A 12098-nucleotide genomic window follows, 5' to 3' on the forward strand; every position below is an offset into this window, starting at 1 on the left:
ACCTTCTCAAGCTTGATACTTCAGTGAAGGCTGGTATCAAGAACAAACGTAAAACCTGTGGCTGGGATGAAGACTATATGATGAAAGTGCTTGGGCTGATTGATTCTTGATCATGTTTTTGCCCTGGGGTGGGGGGAGGTTTAATGTATTTTGTGACGGTGGGGCTCTCATTATCAGGGTGGGATCTTTATTGACTCAAACGAATGGCTTTTGCCCCCTCTACCCGACGGCAGAGGGGGGAGAGTTGATACTACTCAGGCTTGCTGATGGGGTCACCGGTCTCTTCATCAAAGTGGTCGGTGTGGAATTCATACCACATGACAAAATTATGGAGTACAATCGGTTAGATGTGAATGTAACTTGTTGATTTTTAATAGACAACAAAAAAACATTTGTAACACTATGGTACTTTTTAGTACCTAAAAAGAATAACGATTGTTACCTAGAATGTAACCTGATTATAAAACATACAAACAGGTTTAAATGAACGAATGACCATCTCTTGTCAAAAACGACAGCGTAAAAATGGAGCTGTTTTTCGTTATGTGGTTAAGGTTAGAAAGAAGCATTTTTCTGCTATTGAAAGCCTGACATTTCCTGACAAGGCATCTGGAAGGGCTTGGGCAAAAGCCGTTGAGAAAGATATGCTGGATCAGGCGACAAAGGCTGAACATGAAGAAGTAAGGTATGAGTCAGCCCGATCCCGCACTGGAAACATCACTCTGAAAGACTACTTGGTGGCCTACCGGGAGAAGATGGAGTCTCTGCCGGAAAAAAAACAGATCAGTTACCGGGATATGTTGGCGGTTAAGTTCTGGGAGCGGAGCTGGTTGGCCAAGAAGCGTTCGAAGGAAATCACGGGGCAGGATTTGATCGATTTGTTGGATGAGCGACTGGCAACAGTTACGCCTTCAACCAATCATCTTTACGTATCTGTTTTACGGAGAGCGATTGGTTGGCAGAGAAGGGTAGGGCTGCACTTCAAGCGCTTTATTAGCGATGAATTGATGAAAGAGCTCTGGAAGCTCGACTTGGTGGGTAAGTCTCAGGAGGACGATACTCGCCCCACAGAGCATCAGGTCTATCAGCTGTATAAAGAGTTTCTCTCCAGTTTCAACAGATATTATGCCACTGTTCCTTATCATGATTTAATGATGTTCAGTATATACAGCGCATTTCGGCAAGGAGAGATCTGCAATATTCGATACAGTGATCTGGATGAAGAGCATGGGGAGGTTATTGTTCGGGATCGAAAAGACCCTCGAAAAAAGTACGGAAACCATCAGAAAGTACCCCTGTGTTCAGTTTGTCTTGAAATCATTGCCAGGCAGCCAAGGAGGCAGGGAGAAGACCGAATATTTCCATATAAACAGAAGACAGTGTCTGTCAAGTTCTCAGAGCGTACCAAGAGATTGGGCTTTCCTGAGCTAAGGTTTCATTCTTTCCGGCACGAAGGGATTTCACGATTTTTTGAGCAAAAGATGAGTATTCCGGAAGTGGCTGTTCGCAGCGGGCACAAGACCTGGGATAACCTGCGTCGTTACACTCACCTGATAAATCGAACCCCTCCAGATTTATGGGCAGGCTGCAAGGAGATTGACAGGGAGTTTCTATCCAAAAACAAGATTATAAACCCGCACCTTAATCACTTGCTCGAAGGGGCAGGGCATTACAACACGCCCTGAACTTTCTCCCAGGTATCCCGATATTTCTCATGCCGTGAGTCGATAAAGGAGGCCAGATCAGAAATCTTAACCATCCAGGGTGATTTTTGGCTGTTCATGGTTCGTACAACTGGCACTGGAAGGGTTTGCCCGGCAGCAGCAACCTTGGCTCGCTTTTCACACATTCCGAAAAACTCCTGACAAATGTCTTCTAAAGGTACATACGGCTTTTCATAACGGGCAAATAGCATAAGCTCAGTATTCATAGGTAAACGCCTTTTCAAAATCAAAATCCGTTTTCAAAACATCAAAATGGTCAGAAACGCCTCTTCATATCTTCAATGATCTTGCTGGCTACCCGCTCAGCGGTTCGCCGGTCAAAAAGGGTCTGGTTACGGTCATAGTCTTCCCCAAGATTCCGCTTTCTGATTTCTTCCATAATCTCATCGAAAACAGCCTTGCTGATCCTGTGGCAGAACGCCTTTGTGATGAATGGGAGCTTATCGTTAAAGCTGAGGCGGGCGACCTCTATCCGGTTTCCATCCGCTTCATAGTCCACCCAACTCTCTTCACAGTTGGTTGTTGATTGCCGGTGCAGTTCAGCCATTGGAAGCCTCCCGAGCCTCAAGCATCCGGTCGGCCACCTGATAAGAAAAATCCACAGCCTGGTCGATACTGATTCCCCGGCGACTGGAGAACTCTGCGACCATAGCGGCAACGGCAAACAAGTCCCGGAGTTCTATTTTCTGACGGTTCAGCCGATCTATCTCCGCTTCCAGGCGGTCAATGGTTTCCTGGCTGGCTTGATGAATATCCATTTCCTGTCCCTCTCCCTTACTTATTTCTGAAGCGGCCTACGACCGGGTGTTCCTTGTAGCAGCGGGATATCTGAACCGCCTCTTCCTCTACCAGTGCCGCAGCGGTTATAAAATCGTCAATGTGATAGGACCTCACGGGATACCGTTCACCTTCAGCAGACTGGGTGATGTAGTAGACTGGCGTCAGCTTGAAGTACCGGATGGTCTTTTTGACAAAGGTGAAACTGTAGGGAATGAACTCATGCAACACTGAGGCGCAGGCATAGCCCTCGGGTGGTTCGGTCAGGTGAATGCGGTTGGCCGGGTCTTCCAGCTGTTTCTCGATATCATCAATTCTTTGTTCTGCATTATTCATTCTTGTGGCATCAGCAGAGCTGTTGAACACTGAGGCATAAGCGGTGCCAAACACTTCATCTAATTGATTCCAGATTTTTTGGGCTACCCCATTATCCAGACCAGGATGCGGATTTTTACGTTCATCAATGGCGTCTTGCCTGGCCCGTTTACCTTCAGGGGTCATGGCAGTAAGCAAAACATGGTTGGCAGCATCTACTGTGAACTCCCATATCTTTAGTGGCCTGCCTTTTCCACCATTAATGGTGGAAAAATAAAAATCCCTGTTTTCTATAAACTTATGGGCGTCGACTTGCCGCTGTAACCTTTGCCCATAGTTTTTTTCGGTATAGCTGTAACCGCATATATCCAGCAGATTTTTTCCTTCGACGCGTTCATTAATCACGAGGTTGTTTCTGCGAAGTGCCAATTCTGCCTGATCAAGGGTACAAATCTCGTTCATGTTTTATCCTTGTTTTTGTTGGTTGTTTTGGATGGTTCCATCGAATTGCTTTTTAAGTTCCTGCAACGGCTTATCTGTCAGGAGCGTTTTTACCGGGACTGCCTGAATTTCCTTTGAGGAAAACTGTCCCGTGCGGTCCCCGGTGACGAACTCTTTCCCGTTTTCTTTGAGCCGGTAGCGAATCCAGTACTCCCCGCTGTCTATGGCATCTGCAAACTGCTCAAGGAGGTGCGGGTTATAGAGGTGTTGGTCACAGCCGTTTTTCTGAACGGTGCGGGGGATTTCCTGATCGTGCCGGGCGCAGTGCCACTCTCCGTCCTCTATGGGAGTGCTGTGCAGACAGGTCCGACAGTTAACCCTCGGGGCTTCCTGGCCGTGGCAGATAGCCTGGTGGTCGCAGGATTTGCACAGATACCAGCTTGGGTCATCGCTTATTTTTTTCGGGGGAAGATCGGTGGCAATAATGGCCTCAGCGCGGTCGACTGCTGCTTTGCCAACGGCCTTATCCAGATAAACCCGCTCCCCATACAGTTCGTCCGTGTTTTTATTCACAGCGATATAGAAAGCACGGGTCAGTTGGGGCTCGGCTCGATACATATAGACCTGCATCTGAACAAAATGCTCAGGTTTGGACTCTTTGACGCCCAACTTCACCAGTTGTTTGAAGGACTTCTCATTGTGGGTTTTCATCTCAATGAGGTGCCAGGTTTTGGGGGCTTCAATAAACCCCTGGCCAACCCCGTCGAACGATCCCCCAAAATGCCCGTTGCAGGCAGTGACACGAAACTGCTTTCCGGTGGCCGGGTCGGTTTCAAACACTTTTATCCCGATGTTCCGCAAGTCCTGAATAAACCGCTCTTCTGCCAGGTGGCCGGTCTGAAACAGCCGGAGCAGTTGCCCGTTATGCTTGACACTGGTCGCCCATCGAAAGGTGTACCAGAGCGAGCGGTCACAGGGACGGCCAATAATGGAGCCCCCAAGGTGCGCCCGGAAAACATCATCCTGGTTGTCCTGGTAATGACGGATAATGGCTTTGATGGTGGTGTGTTTTTCTTCTGGAATGTCCATTTCCCGAAGCCTTTTGTTGGATTACACGCTGGTCATAAAAAAGTAAGAGAGCAGGACCAGCCATGCCGCAATTGCCAGCGAGCAGAGCCAGTCCTCACCACCCATTACCCGTTACCCCAGGGCGGTGCCGTATGAGCGGCTGCCGGATGACCCGCTGGGGGTGGGTGGGCTGGCTGCTGTACGGGTGCCTGCGGCGGGTTATGAGCCGGGGCTTGCTGCTGAGGCGCGTATTGGGGCTGGCCACCATTACCCTGGCCGAACCACTTTTTCACCTCATTCTTTTGCCCGTAGCCGGGGTCTTGTTTAACAATCAACCGGACAGTGATCACCTGGTTCAGCAGTTGATCGGTGTCGCTGATCATGGGTTGTCCGATGGCGTGGGCAATCCGGCTCAACTCTTTTCTACCGATTTCCTCCGCCCGTGGGCTGCGGTTTTCAATGTTATGGTTCGACCAGATTTTCCGGCCCTGGTACTGTCCATCCATCACGGTGTACGTCAGTTTGACCATACGACCACCAGACTTGGTGCTCTCTACCGTCGCTTCCGTGATCATGGTCAGGTACTCATCTGCTGGAAGGACTTCAAACTCATCCGTGGGGTCGTAGTCACCTGCGTTAAATCCAAGCTGTGCCATTATTGCGCTCCTTTGCGTTGGCTCTTGGGTGGGTTGAGGGCATCACTGAACGCCTGCCACTTGAGCGGAAGCTCTTTGGGCAGGGCATAGCGATTCTTGGCGATAAAGCCGGGTGTGGCTTCCGTGAACAGGTAGCGCTCTCCGGTGGAAATGCCTCGGGTTTTGGTTTTGTTAAACCCGGCTTCTTCTTTCTCGATGACGGTCTTGTAATCCGCAAACAGAATGCAGTCCACGGACTCCTGCACCAGCTCTGAAGCCCGTTTGTGAAGCTTGATCTGGTAGCGGTCGTAGCTGGCAGTGGTGGGCGACTCAAACCGTTTAACTTCTGCGTGGGCAATGAGAATAATGGCCATGCCCTTTTCATTACGCAGGGCATCCAACCCAGTCAGAAGCTCCCGCCACAGGTTCAGGGCTTCTACATAACCTTTTCCATACCCGAACTCCTCTATGGAGTTGAAGCGCTCCCCTTTGGGTCCCACATAGGTAGCGCACAGGTGCTTCCATACCAACGGCTCCAGGTGATCCAGGCTGTCCAGCACCACGGTTTTGAAGTTGTGCTCAGAGGTATAGAGAACCCCGATGGCATCCAGCACTTCCTGGTAGGTTTTCAGAATGGGGAAGGCATCGACTTCTATTTTTCCGAGCCCGTCTTCCGTGGGCAGAACGATAGGGGCCGGGCTGTCACAGCCGAAAGTGGTTTTACCCAGACCGGCACCGCCATAGAGCAGAACCCTGGGAGCTTTGACGCCGGTGGATCGGCTGATGGATTTCAGAGAAATAGCCATTACTTGTCCTCCAGCCGCTCGAAGCGAACGCCGACCTTTTTCGGCTTGGTAGTAATGGCCTCGGCGATCAGGTTGTACCGTGCAGGGTCCAGGCTCTGGAGGTGTTTCAGTTGTTTGGTATCAACTTCAAGTTTTGTCCGCACCAGCTTGGCGGCCATTTCGGCGGGGATGCGTTGGCTGACTTCCGGCCACTTGTTACTATCGAGAGTCCGGGTAAAGCCTGCGACAGTGGTGACTTTGTAGTAGTCGCCCTTGACCGCATAACTGCCTTCTTCTTTCACGCCGACAAATTCTGATAACTGCTGTTCCAGAGAGAGTCGGTGCTTCCTGGCTTTTTGCTCCGCTTCCTTGGCCTGCTCTAACTCATAGGCGAGTTTGTCCAGCCGAGAGGTATCCTTGCCTTCGGTCATGGCAATTTCCTTTTTTGGTTTTGGGGTGGGTTAGGCGTTAACGGACTGTTTTAGAGTGTGCTTCCAGAAGCCGCTGCAGCTCAGGGGCTCTCTGCAGTTTGAGGCACTCCAGGTTTCCGGAGGTATCTATGAGAATGCCCTTGGCGGTAAACCGTGCAGGCAGTTGATGATCAGGCAGGTGGTCTTTTAATTCACAGAGGAGGTCACAGAGCAGGCTGCGGGTCTTTTTTACTTCATTTCTTAGTTGAGCCGCACGAAGATCAAGGGCTTCGGCTTCCTGTTCCATGGATAATACGTCGTTGGCGGTTACTCCTATGATGGTTTCCTGATCAGCAAGAGTCATGGTTGCTTACCGTTTAGAGTTATTGTTCATTCAGTAAGCATTAGACTGCCAACAGCAGAAACCGCTGTCAATGAAAATATAAACTTTTTTAACCCTGATTGTTTTGTGTTTGTCAGGGGAGGCAAAAGCAGCCAATCGCCTGCCCAATGTAGTTATCCCTGACCACAGCCAAAGACTGAAACCTGGGGTTGTTGAACACCAGCATGGGCTGACAGTTAAGCTCTTCATAAGTCCCCAGGACTGGACTCTGATCCTGAAACAGACAGACCTTGCCCGGTTCAACAGGCAGCTTTGGATCAATAAACACCAGGGAACCATTGGGATAGCTGGTACACGGCATCCCATGATTATCCATGGATGAACCGGTCACGGTCAGGCAGAAGGCCTGCTCGCTGCAATCCACCGGGCAGTTGCGCCAGTCCACATCATCCGGGGCTATTCGGTTGACCACCCAGTCGGAAACGTCTGCATCGGACAAGTGCGGCAGTGCCCTGCCAATGCTTACTGTGGGCTCCACTGCACCTTTACCGGAGATAATATACTGCGGATCGACATTAAGAATCGTGGCAATTTTATACTGCATTTTCAGGACATTTTTATCGGTAAAACTGACGTTATCTCCGAGCCAGATGGAAACCGTGGGCTTGGTTACGCCCAGTCTTTCAGCCAGTTGAGTCTGCGTCATTTTTCTCTTGTTAAGGAGAACTTTTACCCTGTCCTTCCAGCTCGTCATTGCAATCTTCCTTATGATGTCTGACCTCAATTATCAGGAAATCCCCAAAAGTAGTAAACCGGCAAACGGGGTGTTGTCAGCAAAACCATAAACATTATTGATTAAATAAGTTTGTAAGGATAATAATCTAAGTCCCGGCTATGAAGCCCGGCACTAAACAAGGAGGTTGCACCCATGAATAAGCCAACACCGGGGGAAGTCATCAGAAACTATCGGGAATCTCGGGGAATCACACTGACCAGCTTGAGTAAAGTGCTCTACTGCTCCAAGTCCGAGTTGTCTCTGTTTGAGAATAACCGGAAACCCATTGGCAAGCTCAGAAGGCTGTTCTGGTCAACCATCATTCCGGAATGGACACCGGACATGCTCACCCATGAAGGGCAAAAGCCCTGCAATGACTGGCAGCAGTAATACCCTTCGAACCACTCAAACAATCCCTCGCAGGAAATACTGACATGGATGTTAATTTACCCAATACCGCCACAGAAGCCTGGAAACTGAACGAGGCCGGATTATCCATCGTCCCTCTCGGCTCCCCCTTTGAAACACCTCCCCCCTGGTTTATGGAGGGTCGCTGCTCAGGGGACCGGGAGAAAGCCAAAGCCGAATGGCCAAAAGCCCCCCGGTTTCGCTGGAAACCGTATCAGGATCAAGCTCCGGACGATTTAGAGATAGAGCAGTGGACGACTCAGTGGCCTCACACCAACTGGGCCATCATTACCGGGTACGGGGTTGTGGTGGTAGATGCCGACAGTGCTGAAGCGGTGGCGTTTATTGAAGGCGGAGCCATTACCCGGACCCCATTAAGAGCCACCACCAGTAAAGGCAAACACTACTACTTCCAGGTGAACCCGGACTATCCCGTTCATAATTCTGTCAGAAAGAACCGGATCGATCTGCGGGGCATTGGCGGATATGTGGTGGCTCCTGGAAGCACTCATGCCGACGGAACCCTCTATCAGTGGGAAACGGACGGGTATATGGATATTGCCGATCTCCACGATATACCCATGCTTACCCCGGAGGATATTGCCGCCATTAACGGTTTTAATGGACAGGCAGCAGAAGAAAAACCAGAGGGCAACCTGGGGTTTACCACTGACCAGTATCAACTGCCTCACGACGGGAGCAACCTGGCGGAAGGGCAGGGGCGCAATAATGCCGCTGCCAGTATGGCGGGGCAGTTGATCCAGCAGGGTTATTCATTATCCCAGATTAAGGGAATACTGGATAACTGGAACAACTCAAACACCCCACCACTGTCTCCCTCAGAACTCAATACCACCATCGCCTCCATTGCCCGGTCCCATGTTAATAATAATCCGGGGACTTCTATTGCCGTTGAGCCATTGCCTACTGTTCGCCAGCAGTTTGCCTTCAGTCATGTAAAGGAGCTGGTCAAAGGGGTGAAGCCGATCAACTGGCTGATTAAGGGCTTCCTGGAAATGGACAGTCTGTCTCTGATGTTCGGGGAGCCTGCCTGCGGTAAATCGTTCTGCGCCATTGATCTGGCCTGCTGTGTGGCCACTGGCAAGGAATGGCACGGCAAACCCGTCAAGCGCCAGGGGCCAGTGTTCTACATTGCCGGGGAAGGGTTTAATGGACTTTCTCGTCGTCTGATGGCGTGGCAGGTGTCCCACGGGTACAACCTCCGCAATGCCCCCATCTATATCAGCCAGTGTGCCGCCTCTCTGACTGATTTGGGCAATGCCCGTCTGGTGAGTCAGAGCATTGAAGAAATCGTTGAGGAAACCGGCGGTGTCATCCCCTCCATGATTGTCATTGATACCCTGGCCAGGAACTTCGGGCCTGCGGATGAAAACGCCACCAAGGAGATGAACACCTTCATCAACCATATCGACCAACTGTTACGGGCCAAGTACTCCTGCAATGTTCTTATCGTTCACCATACCGGGGTCGGCTCCAAGGATCGGGCACGGGGAAACAGTGCCCTCAAGGGGGCGCTGGATGCGGAGTATGCGGTGGTTAAGTCGGACGACAGCGTAAAGATTACCACCAAGAAAATGAAGGATGCCGATGAGCCGGAGCCAATGGATTTTCTGTTTAACCCGGTCAAGCTTCCGTTTATGGATGAGGATGGCGAACCGCAATACAGCTGTGTGCTTCAGCATCTTGATCCCGAGGCGGCTCAGCAGATCAAGGAAAGAAACAGCCCGGAAAACAAAGTGGGAGACAGGCAGAAAAGAATTATTGAAAGCCTGAATGCCTTATACAGCAAGGCTCAGAAAACTTTATTGGAGAGTGGTCGAGACCCTTCTATTGCCCGTATTGAAGTGAAAAACCTCAAAGACGATTGTTTTGAGCAAGGATTTATTTGTTCAAAGCATTGGGGGCGGACGCTTGGCGCACTTACCTACCGGGGCTTTTTGCAGATTGATGAGCCTTTTATCTATGTCACAGAAAAGGGGCAGGAGGCTCTTAAAAATGACTGATTATTGCTGGTTGATTTTTGAGCAAAATAAGCCCCCCTACCGGGTGCTTTTAAGTTGCTTTAAATTTTTCCCCCTCTTGCCCCCTTCATCCCTTTGTTTTCAGGGGTTTCAGGCTTGTTGATGCCTTTAGCCGCACTCCTCCCCCCACCCCTCTCTCTCTTTAGAGAGGGAGTGGATAGGGGACGGGTAAGGGAAGCATGGTGAATCAGCAGGGCGGGGAGCCCAGGAAAAATATTCAGGAATGAGAAAAGTAAAAAAATTCAGGGAAGAAAAAAGAATGAAAATCATCATAGGAATAGACCCCGGTCTGGCTGGTGGGATCGCCATTCTGGAAAGTGGCAGCAAGAAGTTACTGAGAGTGGCAGATATGCCTATCTCCCCGGAGGGAAAAAAACAGAAAGTCAATGGCTTTGGCCTGATGAAAATATTCGGGGGTTATTCCAGACATCAGGTGGAGATGGTCTATCTGGAAAAGGTCGGAGCCAGGCCAGGGCAGGGCGTGGTCAGTATGTTCTCTTTTGGCCGTTCCTATGGGGCAGTAGAAGCCGCTGTCAGTTTAATGGGATTTCCCCTGACCTATGTAACCCCTCAACGCTGGAAGCGTTCTGCCGGGCTTACAGGTACTCACAAGGATGCCTCCAGAGGCAAAGTATTGGACCTCTACCCGGATGCCGACGTTCATCGAAAAAAAGACAACGGCCGTGCTGATGCAGTGCTCATTGCCCGATATGGAGAATCAGCATGAAATTTTACTCAGCACGACAAGCGATTCATGATGCCTATGCTATTCACCTGGCCGGTAAAGGCCTTGAAATCAACTTGCAGGCTTGGTCTGCCAGAGGTCAACACAGAAAGCTGGATAACGACTGGGTTATTTGTAATGCAGTAGAGGCGGGGAAAGTCATTGCAGCAGTAGAGTCCCTTGAGGAGCCGTTTCGATCCTGGGCAAAGTGGGCTTATGGCCCTCGAACTCCGGAGTTTCTGCCAGAGCAGGGTAGGTTCTTTCAGTGGCTTGAGCAGGATGTTAATCAGAAACTGGCCAGCAGCGAGCGCAAATACCGACAGGCTACCCAGCAGAAAATAAGGGATGTGGTGGCCTACACAGTACTGGACTATCGGGCTTTTATCACAACGGGCAGGCACTTGTACCCCTCCAGCCTGATGATCAGGAAGTGTAAAATCCACCGCCAGAACTGGATGCGGGATTTCCAGACCTGGCAGGATGGGTATTGGTCTATGATGGATGGGTGCTTAGATTCAGTAAGTTTGCAGAGCGTCTCCAGTGTGCTTTTGAAGGTCAGACGCAGAGGGTAAGTCGAATGTTTTTTCGAGGAAAGTTGAAAACTCAGCGGCTGATGTTTGAACTGTTTTTAACTCATTTCTGAACTCATCTTTGTTGTAAGATTTTGTTTCTATTTGTGGGTGCCATTTGGTTAAAAACGGCCTGATTTTTTCGTTTAAGAATTTGTTAGTCATTACTATTACTTTATGGCAGTCAAGGTTGTATTCTCTGGCGAGTTGTCTGGCTGTTTTAAATAGGCTGTTGATACTTAAGATAGCAGACTTATCACAGCCCAAGTCTTTTGGTATTTCTATTGTTGTAATTCTTGTGTCTAGCTCATTTTTTAAAATATAGGCTGCTTTTTGTTTCTTGCTGAAAAGATTTGCGTAGTTTCGCTTTAGATAGTAAAGGATTAATTTCAGTCCTCTAGTATCTTTTCTTTTGGATAGCTTAGATGTTTTCATTCGATCAATGAACCTTTTTTCTTTTATTTCATTTTTTGTGGCATCATCCGCTTCTTCTTTTTCTAAATCTTCATACATAGCTGAGAGGAGTTCTTTTTCATTTAAATGGTTTAGGTCAAGTAACTCTTTTATTTCTTTAATGATTGCTGCGTGGGTAGACATAGTTAGTGATCTTCACAAAGGATGAGATCGTTCATTTTAGATGAAAATGTGAAAGAAGCCATATCACTGGAGGCAGCATGAATTTTCCCTCAATTATCCCTTGAAGCTGCCGTTGTGAGCACTAACCTTGAGCAGGCACATCATGTGTGCTTCGTATTGGCCTTCTTCTTATGAGGAAATTGCAATGGCTAAGAGTAAAATCGATCCGCAAGATAATCATGCAAACCAGAAAAACCCTAATCATGGAACTTCTGGAGAAAATGATCAGCACAAAGCTGCTCGGGATAATCGAGCAAATCAATTAAACCCGAATCATGAGAAAACTAACAATGACTAGGGAAGGTGCGATTAAGTCCCCAGCCATGAGATAATACTCCCATCGCTTCCAGCTTGAGTTTCTGTCCATGAGCCAGCTTAGTTTCGCAGACAGTGAGTTTGTCCATAAACGCAGAACCACCCGCAAAGAGCGCTTTCTGGCAAAAATG

17 protein-coding genes are annotated in these 12098 nt (G+C 49.2%); 6 read left to right on the plus strand and 11 right to left on the minus strand.

Features of this window, described 5'->3' with window-relative positions; translation table 11 throughout:
* Nucleotides 1–491 precede the first annotated feature (491 nt).
* Nucleotides 492–1685 (plus strand): tyrosine-type recombinase/integrase, encoded by a 1194-nt coding sequence (locus tag ACNRUY_RS23610; protein ID WP_488114124.1) that lies wholly within the window; start codon nt 492–494, stop codon nt 1683–1685.
* Here the strand turns inward: ACNRUY_RS23610 and ACNRUY_RS23615 are convergent.
* The 10 genes from ACNRUY_RS23615 to ACNRUY_RS23660 all read right to left on the minus strand — a co-directional run bounded on the left by ACNRUY_RS23615 (nt 1670) and on the right by ACNRUY_RS23660 (nt 7252).
* Nucleotides 1670–1930, minus strand: coding sequence for a pyocin activator PrtN family protein (locus tag ACNRUY_RS23615; protein WP_488114125.1), 261 nt, complete (start codon nt 1928–1930; stop codon nt 1670–1672). The two genes, ACNRUY_RS23610 and ACNRUY_RS23615, sit on opposite strands and share 16 nt — an antisense overlap.
* Before the next feature lie 50 nt (nt 1931–1980).
* Nucleotides 1981–2271, minus strand: a complete 291-nt coding sequence (locus ACNRUY_RS23620; protein ID WP_488114126.1) for a hypothetical protein — start codon at nt 2269–2271, stop codon at nt 1981–1983.
* A complete protein-coding gene (locus ACNRUY_RS23625; protein ID WP_488114127.1) occupies nt 2264–2482 on the minus strand; it encodes a hypothetical protein in 219 nt (72 codons plus the stop codon). The genes ACNRUY_RS23620 and ACNRUY_RS23625 overlap by 8 nt, the downstream gene beginning before the upstream one ends.
* A 16-nt stretch (nt 2483–2498) precedes the next feature.
* Complete coding sequence (locus tag ACNRUY_RS23630) at nt 2499–3278, minus strand: hypothetical protein (protein WP_488114128.1); 780 nt, start codon at nt 3276–3278, stop codon at nt 2499–2501.
* A gap of 3 nt (nt 3279–3281) precedes the next feature.
* Nucleotides 3282–4346: a PD-(D/E)XK nuclease family protein gene (locus ACNRUY_RS23635; protein ID WP_488114129.1), complete on the minus strand. Its 1065-nt coding sequence runs from the start codon at nt 4344–4346 to the stop codon at nt 3282–3284.
* Between the two features lie 104 nt (nt 4347–4450).
* Nucleotides 4451–4981: a DUF669 domain-containing protein gene (locus tag ACNRUY_RS23640; RefSeq protein WP_488114130.1), complete on the minus strand. Its 531-nt coding sequence runs from the start codon at nt 4979–4981 to the stop codon at nt 4451–4453.
* Nucleotides 4981–5766 (minus strand): ATP-binding protein, encoded by a 786-nt coding sequence (locus tag ACNRUY_RS23645; protein ID WP_488114131.1) that lies wholly within the window; start codon nt 5764–5766, stop codon nt 4981–4983. Before ACNRUY_RS23645 ends, ACNRUY_RS23640 begins: the two co-directional genes overlap by 1 nt.
* Nucleotides 5766–6176, minus strand: coding sequence for a DUF7173 family protein (locus ACNRUY_RS23650; protein WP_488114132.1), 411 nt, complete (start codon nt 6174–6176; stop codon nt 5766–5768). Before ACNRUY_RS23650 ends, ACNRUY_RS23645 begins: the two co-directional genes overlap by 1 nt.
* Nucleotides 6177–6213: 37 nt before the next feature.
* Nucleotides 6214–6519, minus strand: a complete 306-nt coding sequence (locus tag ACNRUY_RS23655) for a hypothetical protein (RefSeq protein ID WP_488114133.1) — start codon at nt 6517–6519, stop codon at nt 6214–6216.
* A gap of 112 nt (nt 6520–6631) precedes the next feature.
* Entirely contained in the window at nt 6632–7252 is a 621-nt protein-coding gene (locus ACNRUY_RS23660) for a LexA family transcriptional regulator (RefSeq protein ID WP_488114134.1), read from the minus strand.
* Between the two features lie 174 nt (nt 7253–7426).
* Here ACNRUY_RS23660 and ACNRUY_RS23665 point away from each other — a divergent pair, with 174 nt between their 5' ends.
* From ACNRUY_RS23665 to ACNRUY_RS23680, 4 genes are all read left to right on the plus strand, one after another.
* A complete protein-coding gene (locus tag ACNRUY_RS23665) occupies nt 7427–7663 on the plus strand; it encodes a helix-turn-helix domain-containing protein (protein WP_488114135.1) in 237 nt (78 codons plus the stop codon).
* 44 nt (nt 7664–7707) lie between these two features.
* On the plus strand, nt 7708–9705 hold the full coding sequence (locus ACNRUY_RS23670) for an AAA family ATPase (RefSeq protein WP_488114136.1): 1998 nt from the start codon (nt 7708–7710) through the stop codon (nt 9703–9705).
* A gap of 277 nt (nt 9706–9982) precedes the next feature.
* Entirely contained in the window at nt 9983–10450 is a 468-nt protein-coding gene (locus tag ACNRUY_RS23675; RefSeq protein ID WP_488114137.1) for a hypothetical protein, read from the plus strand.
* Nucleotides 10447–11019, plus strand: coding sequence for a bacteriophage antitermination protein Q (locus ACNRUY_RS23680; RefSeq protein ID WP_488114138.1), 573 nt, complete (start codon nt 10447–10449; stop codon nt 11017–11019). The genes ACNRUY_RS23675 and ACNRUY_RS23680 overlap by 4 nt, the downstream gene beginning before the upstream one ends.
* Here the strand turns inward: ACNRUY_RS23680 and ACNRUY_RS23685 are convergent.
* Nucleotides 10963–11613, minus strand: coding sequence for a hypothetical protein (locus ACNRUY_RS23685; RefSeq protein ID WP_488114139.1), 651 nt, complete (start codon nt 11611–11613; stop codon nt 10963–10965). The genes ACNRUY_RS23680 and ACNRUY_RS23685 overlap by 57 nt on opposite strands.
* 184 nt (nt 11614–11797) lie before the next feature.
* Here ACNRUY_RS23685 and ACNRUY_RS23690 point away from each other — a divergent pair, with 184 nt between their 5' ends.
* A complete protein-coding gene (locus ACNRUY_RS23690; protein ID WP_488114140.1) occupies nt 11798–11950 on the plus strand; it encodes a hypothetical protein in 153 nt (50 codons plus the stop codon).
* The last annotated feature ends 148 nt before the right edge of the window (nt 11951–12098 follow it).

The sequence above is a fragment of the Endozoicomonas sp. Z74 genome, from assembly GCF_057680865.1.